This is a genomic window from Actinophytocola sp. KF-1, assembly GCF_054661535.1.
The window spans coordinates 87843-107858 of record NZ_BAAFVK010000016.1; the positions used below are offsets into that span (position 1 = coordinate 87843).

Annotated in this window: 19 protein-coding genes and 1 pseudogene; 16 read left to right on the forward strand and 4 right to left on the reverse strand. The window is 71.7% G+C overall.

Features of this window, described 5'->3' with window-relative positions:
- The first annotated feature begins 1 nt into the window (after position 1).
- Genes ACYQ77_RS38115 through ACYQ77_RS38165 form a run of 11 tightly spaced genes read left to right on the forward strand, consistent with a single transcriptional unit; the run spans position 2 to position 9100 of the window.
- Complete coding sequence (locus tag ACYQ77_RS38115) at positions 2-1138, forward strand: acyl-CoA dehydrogenase family protein (protein WP_459720857.1); 1137 nt, start codon at positions 2-4, stop codon at positions 1136-1138.
- Positions 1138-2370, forward strand: a complete 1233-nt coding sequence (locus ACYQ77_RS38120; protein WP_459720859.1) for an aspartate aminotransferase family protein — start codon at positions 1138-1140, stop codon at positions 2368-2370. Before ACYQ77_RS38115 ends, ACYQ77_RS38120 begins: the two co-directional genes overlap by 1 nt.
- Before the next feature lie 11 nt (positions 2371-2381).
- Positions 2382-2846: a type II toxin-antitoxin system RatA family toxin gene (locus ACYQ77_RS38125; protein ID WP_459720862.1), complete on the forward strand. Its 465-nt coding sequence runs from the start codon at positions 2382-2384 to the stop codon at positions 2844-2846.
- Between the two features lies 1 nt (position 2847).
- Positions 2848-3291 carry a hypothetical protein gene (locus ACYQ77_RS38130; RefSeq protein ID WP_459720864.1) on the forward strand — a complete coding sequence of 148 codons (444 nt, stop codon included), beginning with the start codon at positions 2848-2850 and terminating at the stop codon, positions 3289-3291.
- A 29-nt stretch (positions 3292-3320) separates the two neighbouring features.
- A complete protein-coding gene (locus ACYQ77_RS38135) occupies positions 3321-4196 on the forward strand; it encodes a ferritin family protein (protein WP_459720866.1) in 876 nt (291 codons plus the stop codon).
- Complete coding sequence (locus tag ACYQ77_RS38140) at positions 4193-5245, forward strand: beta-ketoacyl-ACP synthase III (RefSeq protein ID WP_459720868.1); 1053 nt, start codon at positions 4193-4195, stop codon at positions 5243-5245. Before ACYQ77_RS38135 ends, ACYQ77_RS38140 begins: the two co-directional genes overlap by 4 nt.
- Before the next feature lie 17 nt (positions 5246-5262).
- Complete coding sequence (locus tag ACYQ77_RS38145; protein ID WP_459720870.1) at positions 5263-5505, forward strand: acyl carrier protein; 243 nt, start codon at positions 5263-5265, stop codon at positions 5503-5505.
- Positions 5498-6724: a beta-ketoacyl-[acyl-carrier-protein] synthase family protein gene (locus ACYQ77_RS38150; RefSeq protein ID WP_459720872.1), complete on the forward strand. Its 1227-nt coding sequence runs from the start codon at positions 5498-5500 to the stop codon at positions 6722-6724. The genes ACYQ77_RS38145 and ACYQ77_RS38150 overlap by 8 nt, the downstream gene beginning before the upstream one ends.
- Entirely contained in the window at positions 6721-7731 is a 1011-nt protein-coding gene (locus ACYQ77_RS38155) for a fatty acid desaturase family protein (protein WP_459720875.1), read from the forward strand. Before ACYQ77_RS38150 ends, ACYQ77_RS38155 begins: the two co-directional genes overlap by 4 nt.
- Entirely contained in the window at positions 7728-8216 is a 489-nt protein-coding gene (locus ACYQ77_RS38160; protein WP_459720876.1) for a MaoC family dehydratase, read from the forward strand. The genes ACYQ77_RS38155 and ACYQ77_RS38160 overlap by 4 nt, the downstream gene beginning before the upstream one ends.
- The gene (locus ACYQ77_RS38165) at positions 8195-9100 is read left to right on the forward strand and encodes a diacylglycerol/lipid kinase family protein (RefSeq protein WP_459720879.1); all 906 of its coding nucleotides are present in this window, start codon (positions 8195-8197) and stop codon (positions 9098-9100) included. The genes ACYQ77_RS38160 and ACYQ77_RS38165 overlap by 22 nt, the downstream gene beginning before the upstream one ends.
- A gap of 127 nt (positions 9101-9227) precedes the next feature.
- Here ACYQ77_RS38165 and ACYQ77_RS38170 read toward each other — a convergent pair whose 3' ends face one another.
- Positions 9228-9776 carry a dihydrofolate reductase family protein gene (locus ACYQ77_RS38170; protein WP_459720881.1) on the reverse strand — a complete coding sequence of 183 codons (549 nt, stop codon included), beginning with the start codon at positions 9774-9776 and terminating at the stop codon, positions 9228-9230.
- A gap of 105 nt (positions 9777-9881) precedes the next feature.
- Here ACYQ77_RS38170 and ACYQ77_RS38175 point away from each other — a divergent pair, with 105 nt between their 5' ends.
- Positions 9882-12518 (forward strand): ATP-binding protein, encoded by a 2637-nt coding sequence (locus tag ACYQ77_RS38175; protein ID WP_459720884.1) that lies wholly within the window; start codon positions 9882-9884, stop codon positions 12516-12518.
- Here ACYQ77_RS38175 and ACYQ77_RS38180 read toward each other — a convergent pair.
- The gene (locus ACYQ77_RS38180; RefSeq protein WP_459720887.1) at positions 12515-12892 is read right to left on the reverse strand and encodes a hypothetical protein; all 378 of its coding nucleotides are present in this window, start codon (positions 12890-12892) and stop codon (positions 12515-12517) included. The two genes, ACYQ77_RS38175 and ACYQ77_RS38180, sit on opposite strands and share 4 nt — an antisense overlap.
- An 87-nt stretch (positions 12893-12979) precedes the next feature.
- A complete protein-coding gene (locus ACYQ77_RS38185) occupies positions 12980-13936 on the reverse strand; it encodes a GlxA family transcriptional regulator (RefSeq protein ID WP_459720890.1) in 957 nt (318 codons plus the stop codon).
- Between the two features lie 86 nt (positions 13937-14022).
- Here ACYQ77_RS38185 and ACYQ77_RS38190 point away from each other — a divergent pair, with 86 nt between their 5' ends.
- Complete coding sequence (locus tag ACYQ77_RS38190; protein ID WP_459720893.1) at positions 14023-14181, forward strand: hypothetical protein; 159 nt, start codon at positions 14023-14025, stop codon at positions 14179-14181.
- A 72-nt stretch (positions 14182-14253) separates the two neighbouring features.
- Here the strand turns inward: ACYQ77_RS38190 and ACYQ77_RS38195 are convergent, their stop codons facing one another.
- Complete coding sequence (locus ACYQ77_RS38195) at positions 14254-15171, reverse strand: DUF559 domain-containing protein (protein ID WP_459720896.1); 918 nt, start codon at positions 15169-15171, stop codon at positions 14254-14256.
- 202 nt (positions 15172-15373) lie between these two features.
- Here ACYQ77_RS38195 and ACYQ77_RS38200 point away from each other — a divergent pair, with 202 nt between their 5' ends.
- The 3 genes and pseudogenes from ACYQ77_RS38200 to ACYQ77_RS38210 all read left to right on the forward strand — a co-directional run.
- Positions 15374-16240 carry an SDR family oxidoreductase gene (locus ACYQ77_RS38200; protein WP_459720898.1) on the forward strand — a complete coding sequence of 289 codons (867 nt, stop codon included), beginning with the start codon at positions 15374-15376 and terminating at the stop codon, positions 16238-16240.
- Positions 16237-17790, forward strand: a complete 1554-nt coding sequence (locus ACYQ77_RS38205) for a succinic semialdehyde dehydrogenase (protein ID WP_459720900.1) — start codon at positions 16237-16239, stop codon at positions 17788-17790. Before ACYQ77_RS38200 ends, ACYQ77_RS38205 begins: the two co-directional genes overlap by 4 nt.
- A gap of 995 nt (positions 17791-18785) precedes the next feature.
- Positions 18786-20003 (forward strand): annotated as a pseudogene (locus ACYQ77_RS38210) (M14 family metallopeptidase); the annotation flags it as partial.
- Between the last annotated feature and the right edge of the window lie 13 nt (positions 20004-20016).

A 20016-nucleotide genomic window follows, 5' to 3' on the forward strand; every position in this document is an offset into this window, starting at 1 on the left:
CATGCAGTTCATGGAGGCGGACCGCAACGCCTGCGACAAGCTCCTGCCGGGGCTGCGACAGCAGCTGGCGGAGCTGCCGCTCGCCGAGCTGGAGGCCGACGACAGCCCGGCGATCGAGATCTTCCGCGCGCACGCGGGCACCAACCTGATGGTGCCGGAGAGCTACGGCGGCCTCGACGCGTCCCCGCTGGACGCCGCCAGGGTGATCCGCGCGCTCGCCGCGCAGGCGCCGTCGATGACGGTCGCCACGATGATGCACCACTTCTCGCTCGGCACGCTGTTCGCGGTCGCGGAGCTGGTCGACGAGTCCGGGCTGGAGGACCTGCTGCTCAGGCGGGTCGTCGACGAGCGGCTGCTGGTGGCGTCCGGGTTCGCGGAAGGCCGTACGGCACAAGGGATCCTGTCGCCGACCATGCGCGCGGAGGAGGTGCCGGGCGGGTACGTGGTGAACGGGTCGAAGAAGCCGTGCAGCTTGTCGAAGTCGATGGACCTGCTCACCGCGAGCGTCGCCGTCCCGCAACCCGACGGCACCTCGGCGATGGGCCTGCTGATGCTGCCCGCGGACACGCCCGGTGTCTCGATTCACCCGTTCTGGTCGACGTTCGCGCTCGCGGGCGCGGAGAGCAACGAGGTGCGGCTGACCGACGTGCTCGTGACGCCGGACCAGATCATCGCGCCCGACCCCGCGCTGGCGGACGCGATGACGCGGCTGACCACGGTCGGGCTGATCTGGTTCCAGATGACCGTGTGCGCGACCTACACCGGCATCGCGTCCGCGCTGGTCGAGCGGGTGCTGAGCCGGGCACGCGGCAGCGTCACCGACCGCGCCGCGCTGGCCGTGCGGATCGAGTCGGCGGCGGCGCTGACCGAGGGCCTCGCCAGGCGGATCATGGACGGCGAGACCGACAACGACGCGCTCGCGTCGTCGCTGGTCACCCGGTACGCGGTACAGGACGCGATCATGGCGGCCGTCAACCAGGCCGTGGAGCTGCTCGGCGGCATGGCGTTCATCGGTTCGAGCGACGTGGCGTACCTGGCGGCGGCGTCCCAGGCCATCGCGTTCCACCCGCCGTCGCGCGCGAGCACCGCGGGCGGGCTGCTCGACTACTACCAGGGCTACCCGATGGTGGTCGCCTGATGGACGTGTCCACTCAGGACCTGACGCTCGGCAGGTACCGGCGGCACCTGTCGAGCGGCCGCGCGGCGCTCGGCGAGGTGTTCGGCGGCGACGTCGAGGTGCACGCCAGCGGCGCCTGGGTCCGGACCAGGGCCGGCCGGGAGCTGCTGAACTGCGGCGGCTACGGCGTGTTCATCACCGGCGCCCGGCACCCGCGCGTGCTGGCCGAGGTGCACGCGCAGCTCGACCGCAACCCGGTCGCCACCCGGCTCCTGCTGGAACCGCAGGCGGGGCTCGCCGCCGAGGACCTGGCGGCCGTCACGCCGCCGGGGCTGGACCGCGTGCACTTCGCGTGCAGCGGCACCGAGGCCGTCGAGGCCGCGCTGAAACTGGCGCGCGCCAACGGGAAGCGGCACGTCGTCGGCATGGTGAACGGGTACCACGGCAAGACGCTCGGCGCGTTGTCGGTGACCGGGAAACCGCTCTTCCAGCGCCCGTTCCAGCCGCTGCTGCCTGCCGTCTCGCACGTGCCGTTCGGCGACCACCTCGCGCTGGCCGACGAGCTGACCAGGCACGACGACGGCACCGTGTGCGTGGTCGTGGAACCGGTGCAGGGCGAGGCCGGGGTGGTCGTCCCGCCCGAGGGCTACCTCGGCCGGGTCGCGGAGCTGTGCGGGCGGCACGGCGCGTTCCTCGTGCTCGACGAGGTCCAGACCGGGCTCGGGCGGCTCGGCACGTGGTGGGGGGCCGACCGCGAGGGTGTGGTGCCGGACGTGCTGCTGGCAGGCAAGGCGCTCGGCGGCGGGGTCGTGCCGGTGTCCGCGCTGGTCGCGACCGAGGCGGCGTTCGCGCCGTTCGACCGCGACCCGTTCATCCACACGTCGACGTTCTCCGGTTACCCGCTCGGCATGGCCGCCGTCCGCGGCGCGCTCGCGGCCATCCGCGAGGACGACCTGGTGTCGCGGGCCGGCCGGCTCGGCCGCCTGCTGCACGACGAGCTGGGCCGCCTGCTGCACGACCGGTTCGGCGACCTCGTCACCGTGCGCGGCGCCGGGTTGCTGATCGGGATCGAGCTCGCGATCGACGGGCTCGCGGGCGAGCTGCTGCTGGAGCTGGTGGCGGCCGGGGTGATCGCGAACCACTCGCTGAACGCCGACCGGGTCCTGCGCCTCACGCCGCCGGCCGTGCTCGACGACCGCGAGGTCCAGTTCCTGCTCGACGCGTTCGACCGCGCCGCGCGGGCGTTGCTGTAGAGGGAGGAAGCATGCGCGCTACCAGTATCAAGGTCCGCGTCCGCACCGGCGACGTGGCCGCGGCGCTCACCGAGATCGCCGACTTCACCCGGTTCCCGGACCTCGCGCCGGACGTCCGCGCGGTGACGAGCGGCGACGGCGGCTCGGACTGGGTGGTGAACTTCCGGCGCGGCGTGCTGCGCTGGCACGAGACCGACACGGTGTCCACAGCGGACCTCCGGATCGACTTCGCGCAGACCGACGGGGACTTCGCCGAGTTCCACGGCTCGTGGCGGCTGCGCCCGGTCATCGGCGGCGCGCACGTGACGTTCGAGGTCGCCTGGGACTTCGGCATCGAGTCGATGGCCGGGCTCATGGACCCGATCGCCGAGCGCGTGATCAAGCGGGTGGTGTGCGACGTCCTCCGTGGACTGTTCGGCGCGGTCACCGTCCTCGAGGGCGGCGAGGCGCTCACCGACCTGGGAAGGGCGGCGTGACGTGGACGCGGTCAACCGCTTCGACACCAGGACCACGCACCTGTTGATGCGCCTGGAGAACCTGATCGCGCTGGGCGTGTGCCTGACGCTGTTCGTCCTCCACCTCCACGACGTGCGGTGGCTGCCCGCCGTGCTGCTGTTCGTCTACATCGACCTGATCGGGTACGTCCCCGGCGCGCTCGCGTTCCACCGCTCGCCCACCAAGCGCATCCCGAAGGTCTACTACGTGCTGTACAACACCATGCACACGTTCTCGACGCAGTTCGTGGTGATCGGCGTCTGGGTGCTGGTGTCCGGCTGGGAGTGGGCGCTGCTCGCGATCCCGATCCACCTGTTCGGCGACCGCGCCCTGTTCGGCAACACCCTCAAGCCGTTCGCGGTGTCGTTCGAGCCCGCGCCGCACCCCGCGTACGTCCGGTTCACGGCCGAGGCGGTGGCGTCGTGATGCCGGAGAGCGGTCTTCTGGCCGGCGCGATGAGCTTGACGGCGACCGCCGAGGAACGCGACCTCCGGTACTGGCTGCGCGAGGTGCCGCGGGGGATGCCGGTGGACGGGCACGACCCCGCGCTCACCCCGCCGCGGCACATGCTCGAACCCGGTCCGTTGCGGGACGCGCTCGCGCAGGAGTACGCGTTCCGGTCGCTGGCCGAGGACAAGGCCGCGCGGGCACTCGCCTACCTGGTCGCGATCGCGCCGACCACCGCGACCATGGAGTTCTACGCGACGCAGGTGCTCGACGAGGCACGGCACGCGATGGTGTTCCGCAACCACCTGACCGCGCTGGGGTTCCCGCCGGAGACGCTGCACACCGCGGCGGCGGCCGACGTCCGCGCGATCCTCGACCCGCTGGAGGAGTTCGGCCTCGAGGTCATGCGCGACAACGCGGACTTCGTCGGCGGCGTGGTCACGATGGCGATCATCCTGGAGGGCGCGCTCGCCCCCGCCGCCGAGCTGTCCGAACGCAAGTGGCGCCCGCTCGACCCGGCCGCCGCGGAGATCGACCGCGGCGCGGGCGTCGACGAGATCCGGCACCTGACGGTCGGCGCGGCCATCGCGAAGCGGCACCTGGCCGAGCACCCGGAGGACCGCGACCGGGTCGCGTCGCTGATCGCGGCGGGGATGCGCATGTGGACGGTGCTGCCCGTGCACGACATGGTGCACCGCCGCGAACTCCTGTTCCAGAAGGGACTGGAGCAGCACGCGGACCTCGTCGGGGACCACGAGGTGTGGCCCGGCAGGCGACTTGTCGACACGTCACCCGAGGAGCGGCAGGCCATGGCGGACGAGTGGTCGCGCGAGATGCGGGAGTCCCGGCTGGCGTACATCGGGCTCGAGGGGGCGCTGTCATGACCGAACCGGCCAGGGTCCTCCCGTTCCCCGACACGCCGCCGCCCGGGCAGGGCACGTCCGCCGTGCTCTGCGGGCTGGGCACGTGGCTGCCGTCGCGCGTGGTCACCAACGCCGACATCGCGTCCCGGTTGGACACCTCGGAGGAGTGGATCCGCGGCCGCACCGGCATCCACGAGCGCCGCGTCGTCGACCCCGGTGTGTCCACGTCGGACCTCGCGGTGGAGGCGGGGCAGCGGGCGCTGAAGTCGGCGAACCTCGACCACGTCGACGCGGTCGTGCTCGCCACCACCACACCGGACCACCCGTGCCCGGCCACCGCGCCCGAGGTGGCGCACCGGATCGGGCTGGAGCGGGTGGCCGCGTTCGACGTCAACGCGGTGTGCACCGGCTTCCTGTACGGGCTCGCCTCCGGCGCCGGCCTCATCGCCACCGGCGTCGCGGAGCGCGTGCTGGTGATCGGCGCCGACACGTTCTCCACGATCGTCGACCCCGACTCCCGCACCACCGCGGCGATCTTCGGCGACGGCGCGGGCGCGGTCGTGCTGCGGGCGGGCGCGCCGTACGAGCTGGGCGCGCTCGGCCCGTTCGACCTCGGCAGCGACGGCCAGGACGCCGACCTGATCAGGGTGCCGTCGGGTGGTTCGCGGCAGCGGTCCACGCACGAGCCGCCGGCACCGGGCACGGAGTTCTTCCACATGGAGGGCAAGGCCGTGTTCCGCAAGGCGATCTTCCAGATGTCCGGGTCCGCCCAGAACGTGCTGCGCAAGGCCGGTCTGGGGCTGCGGGACGTGGACAGGTTCGTGATCCACCAGGCGAACGTCCGGATCGTCAACGGGGTCGCCGACATGCTCGGCCAGCCGGTCGCCAAGTTCGTCCGCAACATCGGCGAGGTCGGCAACACCGCCGCCGCGTCCGTGCCGCTCGCGATGGCGTCGGCGTGCGAGAGCGGCGAGCTGCGGGCCGGGCAGCGGGTGCTGCTCGGCGCGTTCGGCGGCGGGCTCACCTGGGGTGCGACGGTACTGCGCTGGCCCGACATCGAGGCCATGTGAGGAAAGGAGGGTCCGCCATGTCCGCGTTTTCCCGGCTCTCGACGATCCTGGTCACCTACTTCGGCGTCGAGGAGGGTGAGGTGCGCCCGGACGTCACGTTCGCGGAGCTGGACCTCGACTCGCTCGCGATCGTGGAGTTCGCACTGGTCGCCGAGAAGGAGTTCGGCGTCCCGATCGGCGAGGACGAGGTCTCGCCCCACGCGACGGTCGAGGACGCGCTGGCCTTACTCGGGGCGAAGGGCGTGCCGGGCGATGTCTGACGACTTCCACGCGGCGGTCACCGGGCTCGGCCTGGTGACCCCGGCCGGGATCGGCGTCGACGAGAGCTGGCGCCGGATCTGCAAGGGCGAGCCCACCGCCGCGTACGACGAGGAACTCGAGGGCATGCCGGTCGACTTCACCTGCCGGGTCCCGGGTTTCGACGCCGACGAGCTGCTCGGCAGGCGCACGGCGTGGCGGCTCGACCGGTACGTCCACCTCGCGCTCGTCGCCGCGCGCGAGGCCGTCGCCGACGCGGGCCTCGACCCGGAGGAGTGGGACGGCACCCGCGTCGGCGTCGTGATGGGCAACGCGCTCGGCGGCATCGGCACGTTCGAACGGCAGCACAACACGATGCTGGCCGAGGGCGCCGGGCGGATGTCGTCGATGCTCATCCCGATGATGGGCGTCAACATGGTCGCCGGCTACATCGCGATCGACTGCGGCGCGCAGGGGCCGAACCTGGTCACCACCACCGCGTGCGCGTCGGCGACGACCGCCATCGGCACCGCCCGTGACCTGCTGCGGACCGGCCGGTGCGACATCGTGATCGCGGGCGGCGCGGAAGCGGGCCTCACCAGGCCGATCCTCGCCGGGTTCACGCGCATGGGCGCGCTGTCCGGGCGCGTCGACGACCCGGCGACGGCGTCCCGGCCCTTCGACGCCGACCGCGACGGGTTCGTCGCCGCGGAGGGCGCCGGCATCCTCGTGCTGGAGCGGGTCGAGCACGCGGAGGCACGCGGGGCGCGGATCCGCGCGCGGGTCAGCGGGTACGGCGCGTCCGCCGACGCCCACCACGCGACCGCGCCGGACCCGACCGGCGCCGGGGTGTCCGCCGCGATCGGCGCGGCACTCGCGGACGCCGGGCTCGGTCCGTCCGATGTGGACCACGTGAACGCGCACGGCACGTCGACGCCGTTGAACGACGCCGTGGAGGCGAAGGTGCTGCGGCGGATGTTCGGCGACAAACCCGCGGTGACCTCGGTGAAGGGCGTCACCGGGCACTCGCTGGGCGCGGCGGGCGCGATCGAGGCGGCGTGCGCGGTGCTGTCGATCGAGCAGAACATGGTGCCGCCGACCGCCAACCTGGACAGCCAGGACCCGGCGGTCGACGTCGACGTGGTCCGCGGCAAGCCGCGCCGCATGCCGGTGAACGCGGCGACGAGCAACTCGTTCGGCTTCGGCGGCCAGAACGCGGTGCTGGTGCTGACTGCGGCATGATCACCATCTCGCCGACGGGCACGTACCGCGAGCTGTCCGCCCTGGTCCACGACGCCGGGCTGATGGCGCCGCGGCCGGACTACTACGCGTGGAAGATCGCGTCGAACCTGCTGCTGTCCGCGGCGGTGTGGACGGTGTTCTTCCTGGTCGGCGACTCGTGGTGGCAGGTGCTCGTCGCGGTGGCGCTCGGGTTGTCGTTCGTGCAGTCCGGGTTCCTCGGCCACGACGTCGGGCACCGGCAGGTGACGCGGCGCCGGTGGCCGAGGTACGTGCTCGGGCTGATCCACCTGAACCTGCTGATCGGCGCCTCGTACGGGTGGTGGGTCGGCCACCACGACCGGCACCACAGCGACCCGAACAACCTCGACCGCGACCCGGACACCGTGCGCAGGCAGGTCATCTTCGACCCGTCCGAGCTGCCCGCGAAGGCGCGCACCCCGTTCCGCCGGTTCGTGATCCGGTTCCAGTCGGTGATGTTCTTCGTGCTGCTCGCACAGGAGGCGTGGCGGGTGCACATGGCGGGCTTCCAGACCGCGCGGGCCGGGGCGCTGCGGCGGCCGTGGCTCGAACTGGGTCTCGTGCTGCTGCACGGCGTCCTGGTGCTCACCGCGGTCTTCTGGCTCTTGCCGTTCTGGCAGGCGGTCGTGTTCGTGCTGGTCAGCCAGACCGTGTTCGGGTTCTACCTCGGTGCCGTGTTCGCGCCCAACCACAAGGGCATGCCCGTGTACCGGTCGACCACCTCGCTCGACTGGCTGCACCGGCAGGTGCTGACGTCCCGCAACATCCGCCCCGGCCGGTGCACCGACTTCGCGTTCGGCGGGCTGAACTACCAGATCGAACACCACCTTTTTCCTAGCATGGCTCGAGCGAACTTGCGGTCGGCGCGGCCTATCGTTCGGAGGTACTGCGACGAGCACGGGATTCCGTACTGCGAGGTCGGTGTGCTGGCCTCCTACCGGGAGGTGGCGCGCTACCTCGGCGAGGTCAGCGAGGCGGCGAGGTCATGAGGACGTTCTCCACACCGGGTGAGCTGGTCGGCGCGGCGGGCACGACGCTGGGCGCCTCGCCGTACCAGGCGGTGACACAGCACGACGTCGACGTGTTCGCCGCGCTGACCGGTGACCTGCAGTGGATCCACATCGATCCCCGGCGCGCGCGGTCGGGACCGTTCGGCGGCCCGGTCGTCCACGGGATGTACACGCTGTCCCTCATCGTCCCCCTGCTGAACGAGGTGTTCGCGGTCGACGGCGCGTCCGTGGTCGTGCACAAGGGTTTCGACCGGGTGCGGTTCGCGTCGCCCGTGCCGGTCGGCGCGCGGGTGCGGGTCGTGGCGGACCTGACGTCGGCGACGCCCCGGGCACGCGGGTTCACCGAGGCCGTGCTGGCGGTGGCCGTCGAGGTCGAGGGCGAGCGGTGGCCGGTGTGCACGGCCGACCTGCGGCTGCTGTACCAGGAGGAGGTGGCCGAGGCATGGGTGCCGCTCGCGTCCTGATCGTCGCCAACCCGGCCGCCGGGTCGGTGACACCCGCGCTGGTGTGGGAGGTCGTGCGGGTCGCCAGACGTCAGGTGAGCCGGGTGTCCGTCCGGTGGACGACCGGGCCGGGTGACGCGTTCCGGATCGCGGAGTCCTGCGCCGACGACGTGCTGGTGGCGGTCGGCGGCGACGGGACGGCGCGGGACGTGGCCGCCGGGCTGGCGACCGGGTGGTCGCGTGCCGCCATGCTGATCGTGCCCGCCGGTACCGCGAACTCCTGCTACCACACGCTCTTCGGCACGGCACCCTGGCAGTCCACAGTGGAGGAGGTGCTGCGGTCGCCGTCGACGCGGCGGCTCGACCTCGCCAGGATCGGCGACCGGATGGTGTTCGCGGGCGCCAGCGCCGGGTTCTCGGCCCGTGCCATCCACGAGGCGCGCGCGTTCACCTCCCACGCGGGCCCCGCCCGCTACCATGCCGCACTGGTCGGCCTCATCCCGCGCCACCGGCCGTACCCGGGCCGGGTGACCGTCGACGGCCGCGTCGTCCACACCGGACCGACGCTGCTCGTGAACGTGGGCGGCAGCCGCTTCCGGGGCGGCTACTTCGAACTGCTCCCCCGCTCGGTGCAGGACGACGGCCTGCTCGACGTGTGCGTGCTCGACGGCGCGCACTCGCCGGCCGAGATGATGGAGCTGACCCGCACCGGCGCCCACCTGGGCCGTCCCGGCGTGGTGTACGAACGCGGCCGCTCGGTGCGGATCGAACGCACCGACGGCCGTCCACTGTGGTTCGAACACGACGGCGAGGTGCTGCCGCTGGACCGCGGCGAGTACACAGTGGACGTGGTGCCCGCCGCCGTGCGCGTGCTGGCCGCGCACTCGATGGCGCTGGCCGCCTGACCGGTGTCAGGCGGGGAGCCGCCGGTTGGAGAAGTACGGGTCCGTGCCCCACGTCGTCGGCCAGGCTCCGCCGGGGCCGTGACACCGTCGGGCATGGTCAGCCTCCTGGCGAACCGGCGGTAGTCCATCAGCGGACCTGGTAGCCGAGGATCACGATGCCCGAGTCGAGCGTGGTCACCGAGTCCAGTGCGAGCTGGGTGAGGGAGCCTTCGCGGAACAGCAGGTCCTGCGGGCTGCCGGCGCGGACGAGCAGCGGGTGGAACCACAGGCGGATCTCGTCGACGAGGCCGTGGTCCAGCAGGGTGTGGGTGAGCTGCCCGAAGCCGTACTGGACGATGTCCTTCCCCGGCTCGTTCTTCAGCCGCTCGATCGCGGCCACCGGGTCGGTGTCGATGACCGTCGTGTTGTGCCACTCGGGGTCGGTGAGGGTCGAGGACACCACGTACTTGGCCATGGCGTTGATGTGGTCGCTCACCGGGTCACCCGACCTGGTCGGCCACACGGAGGCGAAGCCGTCGTAGGTGTGCCTGCCCATGATGAGCGCGTCGCACGAGAGCAGCAGCTCCGTCTGCACGGCCTCGCCCTTGCCGCCGTCGGGGCCGCTGGACGGCCAGTGGTGCGGGGTCTCGATCACGCCGTCGAGTGAGATGTACGTCGAGTTGATGATGCGTCGCATGGTGTTTCTCCTGGTGGTCGGCCTGTCCGTGGGGACAAGCCTGCGCCGCGGGACCCGCCGGGGGCATCCGTGCCCACCACGGACCGGGTACGGAATCATGGCGGTGTGGGGCCGCTGCCGTGGCAGGACATCTCGGCCAGGGAGGCCGAGGTGCTGGCGGCTGTCGGCGAGCACCTGACGAACGCCCAGATCGCCGCCCGCCTGCACATCTCGGCGCGCACGGTGGAGAGCCACGTGTCGGCGCTGCTGCGCAAGTCCGGCGCGGGCGACCGCAGGCAGCTCGCCGCGCTCGCCGCCGAGGCGGCTGAACTGGGCGCGCGCTCCGACGACGCGGTGCTGCCGGCGGCCAGGACCAGTTTCGTCGGCCGCGACGGCGAGCTCGACGCCGTGCGGACGGCCCTGGAGACCAGCAGGCTGGTGACCCTCACGGGGCCGGGCGGGGTGGGCAAGACCCGGCTCGCCGTCACCGCGGCCGCCGGCGTCACCGCCCGGTTCTCGGCAGGCGTGGTGTACCTCGACCTCGTGCCGGTCCCGCCGGGGCAGGTCGTGGCCGCCGCGGCGGGCGCGCTCGGCGTCACCGAACGCCCGCCCCGGCCGCTGCTCGACAGCGTCGCCGACCGGGTGCGCGGGCGCGCGGTGCTGCTGGTGCTGGACAACTGCGAGCACGTGCTCGACGAGGTCGGCGGCCTCGTCGAGGCCCTGCTGCGCACGGGCGGGCGGCTGCGGATCCTCGCGACCAGCCGCGAACGGCTCGGCATCGCGGGCGAGGAAGCCCACGCGGTGCCGCCGTTGCCGCTCGGCTCCGCCGCCGAGACCCTGTTCCTCGACCGGGCCCGCGGTGTCGACCGCACGTTCACCGCCGCGCCCGGGCTGGTCACCGAGGCGTGCGCGCGGCTCGACGGGCTGCCGCTGGCCATCGAGCTGGCGGCCGCGCGGGCCGCCGCCATCGGCGTCGACGGGTTGCTCACCGCGCTCGACGACCGGCTGCGGGCGGTGGTCGGCGCCCGCGGCGGCGCGGCACGGCACCACTCGCTGTCCGACGTGCTCGGGTGGAGCTACGACCTGCTGGCGCCCGGGGAACGCGCGTTGTTCCGGCGGCTCGCGGTGTTCGCCGCGGGCTTCGACCTCGACGCCGCCGCGGCCGTGTCGCCCCGCGAGCGGCCGAGCACGGTCGCGCACCTGCTCGGCAGGCTGGTGGAGAAGAGCCTGGTCGTGCGGCGCGGCACGGACCGCACCCGGTACCGGCTGCTGGAGACGGTCCGGGCGTTCGCCCAGGAGCACTTCGCCGCCGACGAGGACCGGGACGAGGTGCTGCTGGCGCACCTGGCGTGGGCGAGCCGGGTCGCGGTGGCGCTGGCGCGTGGGCTCGACGAGGACGACCGCGCGTCCGGGTACGACGAGGTGGTCGACGACCTGCGGGCCGCGTTCGCCAGGACCGCCGCCGAGCCGGATCCCGTGGCGCACCGGCTGGGACGGGCACTCGCCCACCTGACGTTCGCCCGCGGCTCGTTCGTCGAGTCCCGTGCCCACTACCGCGCCGCGGCCGCGCGGGCCACCACGCCCGCCGACGCCGTCCGGGACCTGCGCAGCGCGTCGGAGGCCGCGCAGTCCCTCGCCGACGGCGACGACGCGTTCGACCTGCTGCTCGCCGGCGCCGACCGCGCGGGTGACGAGCGGGACCGGGCGGTCATGCTGGCGCTGGCGGTGACCCTGGCAACCCGTTTCGTCGGGGACTTCCGCCACCCGGTGCCCACGGCCCGCCGCGCGGACCTGCTGGCGCGGGCGGCACGGGCACCGGTCGCGGACAGCGAGCACGCGACGGTGCTCGCCACCGCACGGGCGTGGCAGGCGGGCGCCGACCCGGCCGCCGCGATCGAGGCCGCGCGGGACGCGGGCGATCCGACGCTGCTGCAGGGCGCCCTGGACAGCGCCGGCTCGGCCGCCGCGCGCCAGGGCAGGCTGCGCAAGGCCTACCGAATCGCCCGCGAGCGGCTGGACCTGCAGCCCCTGCTCACGAAGCACCTGCCCGCCGACGGCATCGAGATGTTCGACCTGTTCCACTCCGCGTCGCTGTGCGCCATCGCGGTGGGTGACCTGCCGGGGGCGCTGGCCATCGCCGCGCGCGCCACCGAGGAGGACCCGGTCAACCGCGACTACCCGTTCGTGTCACTCCTCAAGTACCTGGCGCCGCTCACGCTGTCCGGGCGGTTCGACGAGGCCGTCGACCTCGGCGAGCGCGCGTTCGCCGAGTGGCGGGCCGCGGGGGCGCCGCGCCTCGCGTGGCTCGCGCCGTCGGTGCAGTTGCTGGAACTGGCGACCGGCCTGCGCGGTGACCACGGGCTGTGGCGAGCACGCACGCTGGAGTTCGCGGGCAACACCGACCCGCGCTCCCGGCGCCTCGCGGCGACCACCGCGTTCGTCGAGGCCCGGCTGGCCGTCCACACCGGACAGCTCAGCGGCGCGGATCGGCTGGTGCGCAACGCGTTCGCCGAGTTCGCCCAGCCGTGGTACCGGGCGTACGCGCACGCGGCGGGCGCGGAACTGGCGGTGCTCGCCCGCCTGCCCGGCGCGGAGGACCTGCTGGCGCGAGCCGAACACACGGCGGAGGAGAACGACTGGGCCGCCGCGTGCGTCGCACGCGCGCGGGGCAGACTGACCGGCGACGCCGCCGCTTTCCGCCGGTCCGCCGAGATCTGGACGCGCATCGGCGCGCGGTTCGAACTGGCGTGCACCGCCGGCTAGTCCAGCTCGCCCGCGCGCGGCTTGCGGTCGTACACGCACGTGACGCGGCGCAGCCTGCCGTCCTCGGCGAACAGGGCGTAGTCGACGCCGCCGATCGTGGCCGAGCCCGCCGGGTCGAGCATGGCCCAGGTGAAGCGGGCGCGGTCCTTGTGGGTGAAGATGTCGCTGGTGCGGAAGAAGATCCGGTTCGGGTACTTCTCCTGGATGCGCACCACGTTGTCGTTGATGGCGCTGTGCCCGGTGACGTCGGAGCTCTCCGCGACGTACCGGCCGTCCTCGGTCCACGCGCGCACGATGAGCGCCCACCGCTTGTCCACATCGGACTCGTTCCAGGACGCGACGTAGGCGTCAACCTGTTCCTGGCGGTCTACCACCGTTCCGGCCTTTCTGGGATTCGCCCCCCAGTTGTACCCGGTGGTGGTCGCCGGGCCCAGGTTTCCCGAGCCGGCCTCGAGCGGTTCTCAGACGGCCGCGGGCCCGAACGTGCGCCGGTAGTCCTTCGGCGCGACGCCGACGATCTTGTTGAAGTGGTGGCGCATGAGCGCGGCGGAGCCGAACCCGCAGTCGTCGGCGATCTCCTCGACGCTCATCGCGGTGTCCTCGAGCAGCTGCCGCGCGCGCAGGACGCGCTGCATCGTCAGCCACTTGTTCGGCGTGGTGCCGGTCTCCGCGACGAAGCGGCGGGCGAACGTGCGCTCGGACATCCGCGCGTGGCGGGCCAGCTCGGCGACCGTGTGCTCGGTGCGCAGGTTGTCGAGCATCCACGTGAGCAGCGGCGAGAGGCTGTCGGCGGTGCACTCGGGGACCGGCAGCTCGACGTACTGCCGCTGGCCGCCGTCCCGCTGCGGCGGCACGACCATCCGGCGCGCGATCACGTTGGCGACGTTGGAGCCGAGCTCGCGGCGGACGAGGTGCAGGCACGCGTCGATGCCCGCGGCCGTGCCCGCGCTGGTGATGATGTCGCCGTCGTCGACGAACAGGACGTCGGGGTCGAGCTTGACCGACGGGAAGCGGTCGAGAAGCTGCTTGCCGTACCGCCAGTGGGTGGTGCAGTGCCGGTCGTCGAGCAGCCCGGCCGAGCCGAGGACGAAGGCGCCACTGCACACCGACAGCAGGGTCGCGCCCCGCTCGTGCGCCTTGCGGAGCGCGTCGAGCACGGCGGGCGGGTAGTCGTCGCGCAGGGTCGCCGCGGGCACGGCGACGAGGTCGGCCCGCTCGACGGCGTCGAGCCCGTGCTCGGGGATGAGCTGCGCGCCGACGCTCATCGGCAGTGGCTCGCCGGGCCGCTCACCGCAGACGAGGAACTCGAACGCGGGCACGCCCTCCTCGGTCCGGTCGATCCCGAACACCTCGCAGAGGACACCGAACTCGAACGGCGCGGCCTGCTCGATCACGATCGCGGCGACGGTCTTCAGCATGCCGTCAGCGTAGATGGCAGGATTTTGTCGCACAAGGTCTGTTCTGCCACTGTTGGCAGCAATGCATCGAGCGCAAACTTAGTGCCATGGAACTCCTGGTCTTCACCATCATCGTCGCCCTGGTCATCGCCGGCCTGGAACGCAACAACCGCCACACCCCGGAACACCCCCACCTGCACGGCAGCACCGACATCCAGAACCGAGACAACGAACGCCTGACCACCGACCTCCTGACCCGTGCCTGACCCGCCCCCGAACCTCGCGAGTCTCGCTCTCACGCATACCGAGTTGTCAGTTTCGTGCACATCCCCTGGCTGTCACGCCGCGAATCGCCGCCGCCAGAACATGGCCCTGACCGTGGCGTGCAGCCAGGACGGGTCCTTGATGTCGTCGGCAGTGGCATGGACGACCCGCCACCCACGACGACGCAGGTCCTCGTCACGCGCGAGGTCGTACGCGACCCGATCCGCGTGCGCCGCGTGTCCGTCGTACTCGATCGCGATCCGCGGCTCCTCCCACGCGAAGTCGAGCCGGTAGCGCTCACGTCCGCTCATGTCGCGCACCGGCACCTGCTGGGCGGGCACGGGGAACCCCGCGTCGAACAACGCGAGCAACAGCCAACTCTCCGCGGGCGACTCCGCGAGTCCCGTCGCGAGGTCGAGCAGGACCTGCGACCGCCGCTGACCCCGTGGGTCGGGGCGGTTGGCGATCCGGCGCCGGATCTCCTCGCGGAACTCGTCGCGGCGCTCCGGCGGGGTCAGCGCCATCGCCTGGTCGAGGCAGGCGAAGGCACCAGGGCGGGACGCCCGGCAGAGCATTTCCGCCATGGTGCTCTCCAGCGCCAGCACGCGTAGCCCGCTCAGCTCGACGACGTCCTCGTCGGTGAACGCCCCGTGGTGCACCACCATCCCCGGCACCGTCGACAGCCTGCGGTAGTAGCGGACCAGCACGTGGACCTCTCCCGTGTCCGCTGCCGTGCAGCCGAAGATGGCCGCCGCCGTGTGGTTGCACAGCACCGCGCCGGGTCCGGCTATCAGCAGAGCGGCCGTGGCGCGTGTCCACAGGTCCAGTTGACGGTTTCGGTCGACGAGGACACAGCGGGTGAGGCGCACGAGCCTGCCCTCGCGGATCAACGCTTCGAGCTGGTATCGGCCCAGTTCACGACGGAGATCCGCCATGCGGTGGGCGCCGTGGAGACCGGGCGGCAGTGCGTTCACGCCGACACCGTGACGCATGGTCCGACTGTTGACGGTCTGCCAAACCCGTTCTGTGGACAACTCCCGCACCTGTGGACAACTGACTGCACGAAACTGCCAACTCGGTATGCGCGCGGGCGAGACTCGCGGTGTTCGGGGACTCGCGGCGGGGTTGCGTTGGCTCTGGGGGGCTGGGATGCTCGGGGAAACATTCCTGCTGGATTGTATGTCGGGAGCTTCGATGGCGCGGCGTCCTCGTTCACTGGCCGGGAAGGTTGTCGTCATCACCGGGGGTGGTCGCGGCATCGGGGCCGCCACCGCGTCCGCGCTGGTCAAGGCCGGTGCGTCCGTCGCCATCGGTGATCTCGACCTCGACGTCGCCAAGGGGACCGCGGACGAGATCGGCGGTGACGCCGTCGCCCTGCCGCTCGACGTGACCGACCGCGGCGGGTTCACGCGGTTCCTCGACGACGTCGAGAAGCAGCTCGGCCCCATCGACGTGCTGATCAACAACGCGGGCATCATGCCGCTCGGCCCGTTCGAGGACGAGGACGACCGCACGACCGCGCACCAGCTCGCGATCAACCTGCACGCCGTCATCCACGGCACCCGCGAGGCCATCCGCCGCATGCGACCCAGGCGGACCGGGCACATCGTCAACATCGCGTCGGCCGCGGGCAAGGCCGGCTTCCCCGGCGGCGCGACCTACTGCGCGACCAAGCACGGCGTCGTCGGGCTCTCCGAGGCGGTCCGGGCCGAGCTGCGTGACTCCGGCGTCGAGATCTCCGTCGTGATGCCCGCGATCGTGCGCACCGAGCTGGCGTCCGGGTTGACCGACGCGCGGTTCGTCAAGTCCGTCGAGGCGTCGGACGTCGCCGAGGCGATCGTGAGGACCCTGCAGTACCCGCGGTTCGACGTGTTCGTGCCAAAGTCGCTCGACGCCACGTTCCGCTTCACGCGACTGCTCCCCCGCGCGGCAGCCGAATGGGTGTCGCGCACACTGAAGGGTGACCAGATCCTGCTCGGAGCGTCACCGGAAGCGCGCCGCGCGTACGAGGCCCGCGCCGCCGCCAGCGCCCCGACGACCGACCGGGAGATCAGCGGATGAGCCGCCCGCCGGCCCTGACCGACACTCTGCTCGACACGCTCCGCGGCCGCGTCTGTGCGTCCACTTCGGACACGTACACGTCGGTGGAGGTGTTCACCGGCGGCGAGCTGGCCGTGCTGCCGGCGTCGACGGTCACCGACGTGCAGACCGCGTACGAGCGCGCGGCGCGGGCACAGCAGGCGTGGGCGGCGCGGCCGCTCGACGAGCGGCTGGCCGTGTTCCACCGTTTCCACCAGCTGCTGCTGAAGGACCGCGAAACCGTAGTCGACCTGCTGCAGGGCGAGACCGGCAAGGCGCGCCGGGACGCGTTCGAGGAGCTGTGCGAGCCGGCGCTGGTGACGAGCTACTACCTGCGCACCGCGCAGAAACTGTTGCGCCCCAAGAAGAGGGCGGGCCTGATGCCTGGCGCGATCGGGGTCACCGAGCTGCGGCAGCCGAAGGGCGTCGTCGGGATCATCTCGCCGTGGAACTACCCGTTCGCGCTGGCGCTCGGCGACCTGATCCCGGCGCTGATCGCGGGCAACGGCGTGGTGCTGAAGCCGGACAGCCAGACCGCGCTGAGCCCGCTGTTCGGCGCCGACCTCCTGTACCGGGCCGGTCTGCCGGCGGACCTGCTGCAGGTCGTGCTCGGCGACGGTCCCACGATCGGTGGCGCCGTCGTGGACACCTGTGACTACATAGGGTTCACGGGTTCGACGCGCACCGGCGCGTTGATCGCGGCGCGGGCGGGCGAGCGGCTGATCGGGTGCTCGTTGGAACTCGGCGGCAAGAACCCGATGATCGTGCTGGACGACGTGAACATCGAGGCGGCGGCGCGGTCGGCGGTGCGCGGGTGTTTCGCGAACGCCGGCCAGCTCTGCCTGTCGCTGGAACGGATCTACGTGCCGGACGCGATCTTCGACCGGTTCGCGGACGCGTTCGTGACGGCCGTCGGGCAGCTGCGGCAGGCGGCGGGCTACAGCTACGGCGCGGACGTCGGGTCGCTGACGTCGCAGCGCGCGGTGAAGACGGTGTCGGAACACGTGGACGACGCGCGGTCGAAGGGCGCGACGGTGCTGACGGGCGGACGGCCGCGGCCGGACCTGGGACCGTTCTTCTACGAGCCGACGGTGCTGACGGACGTCACGCCGGACATGCTGTGCCACGCGACGGAGACGTTCGGGCCGGTGGTGACGCTGTACCCGTACGCGACCGAGGACGAGGCGGTCGCGCTCGCGAACGACACCGACTACGGGTTGAACGCGAGCGTCTACAGCCGCGACCTGGTGCGGGCGCGGCAGGTCGCGGCGCGGCTGCGGACGGGGACGGTGAACGTGAACGACGGGTACGCGTCGGCGTTCGGGTCGACGGACGCGCCGATGGGCGGGATGGGCATGTCGGGGCTCGGGCGGCGGCACGGCGCGGAGGGGTTGCTGCGGTACACGGAGGTGCAGTCCGTGTCCGCGCAACGGTTCGACGTGCTGACGCCGCCGAAGTGGTTGCCGCACAAGGCCTATTCGCGGTTCATGACAGCGTCGCTGCGGCTGATGAAGAAGGCCCGGCTGCGGTAGCCGATCTGGCCTCCGGCCCCCTCGAACCACGCTACCTGATACCACCGACATTCCCGGGTCGCGTGGCGGCGAGCTGTGGACAACCCACGCACAAACCGTTGAAGAACAACGGACAAGCAGCCGACGGTCGGCGCCGCAGCGCCTTGAGGACAACCAGCGTGCGGTACCCGCGAATGTCGACGTACAACAGACCGCCGCTGACAATCAGTGCCGGGCGGGAAACCCGCCGAACGTGGGCCATCAACCGAACCGGGCCTGGCCTCCGGCCCCCGCAAACCACACTACCCGCCACCACCGACAATCCCGGATCGCGCGGCAACGAGCTGTGGACAACCCGCGCACGGGCGCACAAAACGTTGAAGGACAATGAACAACCGGCCGACGGGACGCGCCGCAGCGCCCTGAGGACAACCAGCGTGCGGTACCCGCGAATGTCAACGCACAACAGACCGCCGCTGACAATCAGCGCCGCGCGGAAAACCCGCCGAACATCGGCCCTCAACCGAACCCGGTCTGGCCTCCGGCCCCCGCGAACCACACTACCCGCCACCACCGACAATCCCGGACCACGCGGCGGGGAGCTGTGGACAACCCCGAGGATCGCCAACGAAACCGGCCGGCCCGCGGCCTCCGGCCCCCTCGAACCACGCTACGCCATGGGTACGACATTTCCGGCGTCTCCGCCCCGATCTGTGGACAACCCGGCGACCTGTGGACAACCCCCTCACCGTGGCCGGGTTCTGTCGGTGGTCACGCCTACACTGGAAACCGGGGGCCGGCGGCCGCCCCGCCTATGTCTGTGAACTGGGAAGGCGACCCTCTTGTGAAGGCGGGCTTGCCAAGGGAACTATCAGCTATCGGGCGTTCGCTGACCGTGAGGGCACCCCGTCGGGGGTTCGGCCGGCCGCGCCACCACAACTGAACACCACCCTCCAGCGCCGGTCACACACCGGCGTCCCCTGCGGGAGGAACGCGTGAGACACACACGCCCGTCCATGGTGGTCGGGGCGCTTGCCGCCCTGACCCTTGTTCTGTCCACGACCAGCAACGCGGCGTCCGACCCCCAGGGGCGTGACTCCGCCGAGTACTTCCTCGACGGGATCACGACCGTCAAGGAACGCAACCAGGTCGCCGCGACCGGTGCGGTCATCAACTCCTTCGAGCACGGCGCGTTGAACATCACGGCCACGCCCGAAGAGATCGAAAAGATCAAAAAACTCGGGATGAAACCGGAGAAACAGGACAGTCTGCCGACCGCGCAGGACGCCACTCCGCTGGACTTCCCGTCCGCTGACTCCAACTACCACAACTACTCCGAGATGACGGCCGTCATCAACCAGGCCGTCGCGGACCACCCGAGCATCCTCAGCCGGGTGAACATCGGCACCTCCTACGAGGGCCGGCAGATGGTGGCGCTGAAGATCTCGGACAACGCGAGCACCGACGAGAACGAGCCCGAGGTCCTCTTCACCGCGCACCAGCACGCCCGTGAGCACCTCACGGTGGAGATGGCGCTCTACATCCTCTCCGAGTTCACCGACAAGTACGGCACCGACAGCCGCATCACGAACCTGGTCAACTCGCGCGAGATCTGGATCATCCCCGACCTGAACCCGGACGGCGGCGAGTGGGACATCCGCACCGGCTCGTACGCGGGCTGGCGCAAGAACCGGCAGCCGAACTCCGGCAGCTCGTACGTCGGCACCGACCTGAACCGCAACTGGCCCTACCAGTGGGGCTGCTGCGGCGGCTCGTCCGGCAGCACCTCCAGTGAGACCTACCGCGGCCCGTCGGCCGGGTCGGCGCCCGAGGTGCGCAACGTCATCAACTTCGTGAACAGCCGGGTGGTCGGCGGGGTCCAGCAGATCAAGACCAACATCGACTTCCACACCTACAGCGAGCTGGTGCTGTGGCCGTTCGGCTACACCTACAACGACACGGCGCCGGGCATGACGGCCCAGGACTACCAGGTCTTCTCCACGCTGGGCCGCCAGATGGCGTCGACCAACGGCTACACGCCGGAGCAGGCGTCCGACCTGTACATCACGGACGGCTCGATCGACGACTGGCTGTGGGGCGTCCACAAGATCTACTCGTACACGTTCGAGATGTACCCGAGCAGCGGCGGCGGCCTGTCCGGCTTCTACCCGCCCGACGAGGTGATCGGCCGGGAGACGTCGCGCAACCGCAACGCCGTCCTGACGCTGCTGGACTACTCGGACTGCC

Excerpts from the sequence above, each read along its gene's own strand:
- ACYQ77_RS38195 (WP_459720896.1), bottom strand. The coding sequence starts at position 15,171 with ATGCGTCACGGTGTCGGCGTGAACGCACTGCCGCCCGGTCTCCACGGC.
- ACYQ77_RS38125 (WP_459720862.1), top strand. The coding sequence starts at position 2,382 with ATGCGCGCTACCAGTATCAAGGTCCGCGTCCGCACCGGCGACGTGGCC.
- ACYQ77_RS38205 (WP_459720900.1), top strand. The coding sequence starts at position 16,237 with ATGAGCCGCCCGCCGGCCCTGACCGACACTCTGCTCGACACGCTCCGC.
- ACYQ77_RS38160 (WP_459720876.1), top strand. The coding sequence starts at position 7,728 with ATGAGGACGTTCTCCACACCGGGTGAGCTGGTCGGCGCGGCGGGCACG.
- ACYQ77_RS38135 (WP_459720866.1), top strand. The coding sequence starts at position 3,321 with ATGAGCTTGACGGCGACCGCCGAGGAACGCGACCTCCGGTACTGGCTG.
- ACYQ77_RS38115 (WP_459720857.1), top strand. The coding sequence starts at position 2 with ATGCAGTTCATGGAGGCGGACCGCAACGCCTGCGACAAGCTCCTGCCG.
- ACYQ77_RS38155 (WP_459720875.1), top strand. The coding sequence starts at position 6,721 with ATGATCACCATCTCGCCGACGGGCACGTACCGCGAGCTGTCCGCCCTG.
- ACYQ77_RS38200 (WP_459720898.1), top strand. The coding sequence starts at position 15,374 with ATGGCGCGGCGTCCTCGTTCACTGGCCGGGAAGGTTGTCGTCATCACC.
- ACYQ77_RS38145 (WP_459720870.1), top strand. The coding sequence starts at position 5,263 with ATGTCCGCGTTTTCCCGGCTCTCGACGATCCTGGTCACCTACTTCGGC.
- ACYQ77_RS38120 (WP_459720859.1), top strand. The coding sequence starts at position 1,138 with ATGGACGTGTCCACTCAGGACCTGACGCTCGGCAGGTACCGGCGGCAC.
- ACYQ77_RS38190 (WP_459720893.1), top strand. The coding sequence starts at position 14,023 with ATGGAACTCCTGGTCTTCACCATCATCGTCGCCCTGGTCATCGCCGGC.
- ACYQ77_RS38140 (WP_459720868.1), top strand. The coding sequence starts at position 4,193 with ATGACCGAACCGGCCAGGGTCCTCCCGTTCCCCGACACGCCGCCGCCC.
- ACYQ77_RS38150 (WP_459720872.1), top strand. The coding sequence starts at position 5,498 with ATGTCTGACGACTTCCACGCGGCGGTCACCGGGCTCGGCCTGGTGACC.
- ACYQ77_RS38185 (WP_459720890.1), bottom strand. The coding sequence starts at position 13,936 with ATGCTGAAGACCGTCGCCGCGATCGTGATCGAGCAGGCCGCGCCGTTC.
- ACYQ77_RS38165 (WP_459720879.1), top strand. The coding sequence starts at position 8,195 with ATGGGTGCCGCTCGCGTCCTGATCGTCGCCAACCCGGCCGCCGGGTCG.
- ACYQ77_RS38170 (WP_459720881.1), bottom strand. The coding sequence starts at position 9,776 with ATGCGACGCATCATCAACTCGACGTACATCTCACTCGACGGCGTGATC.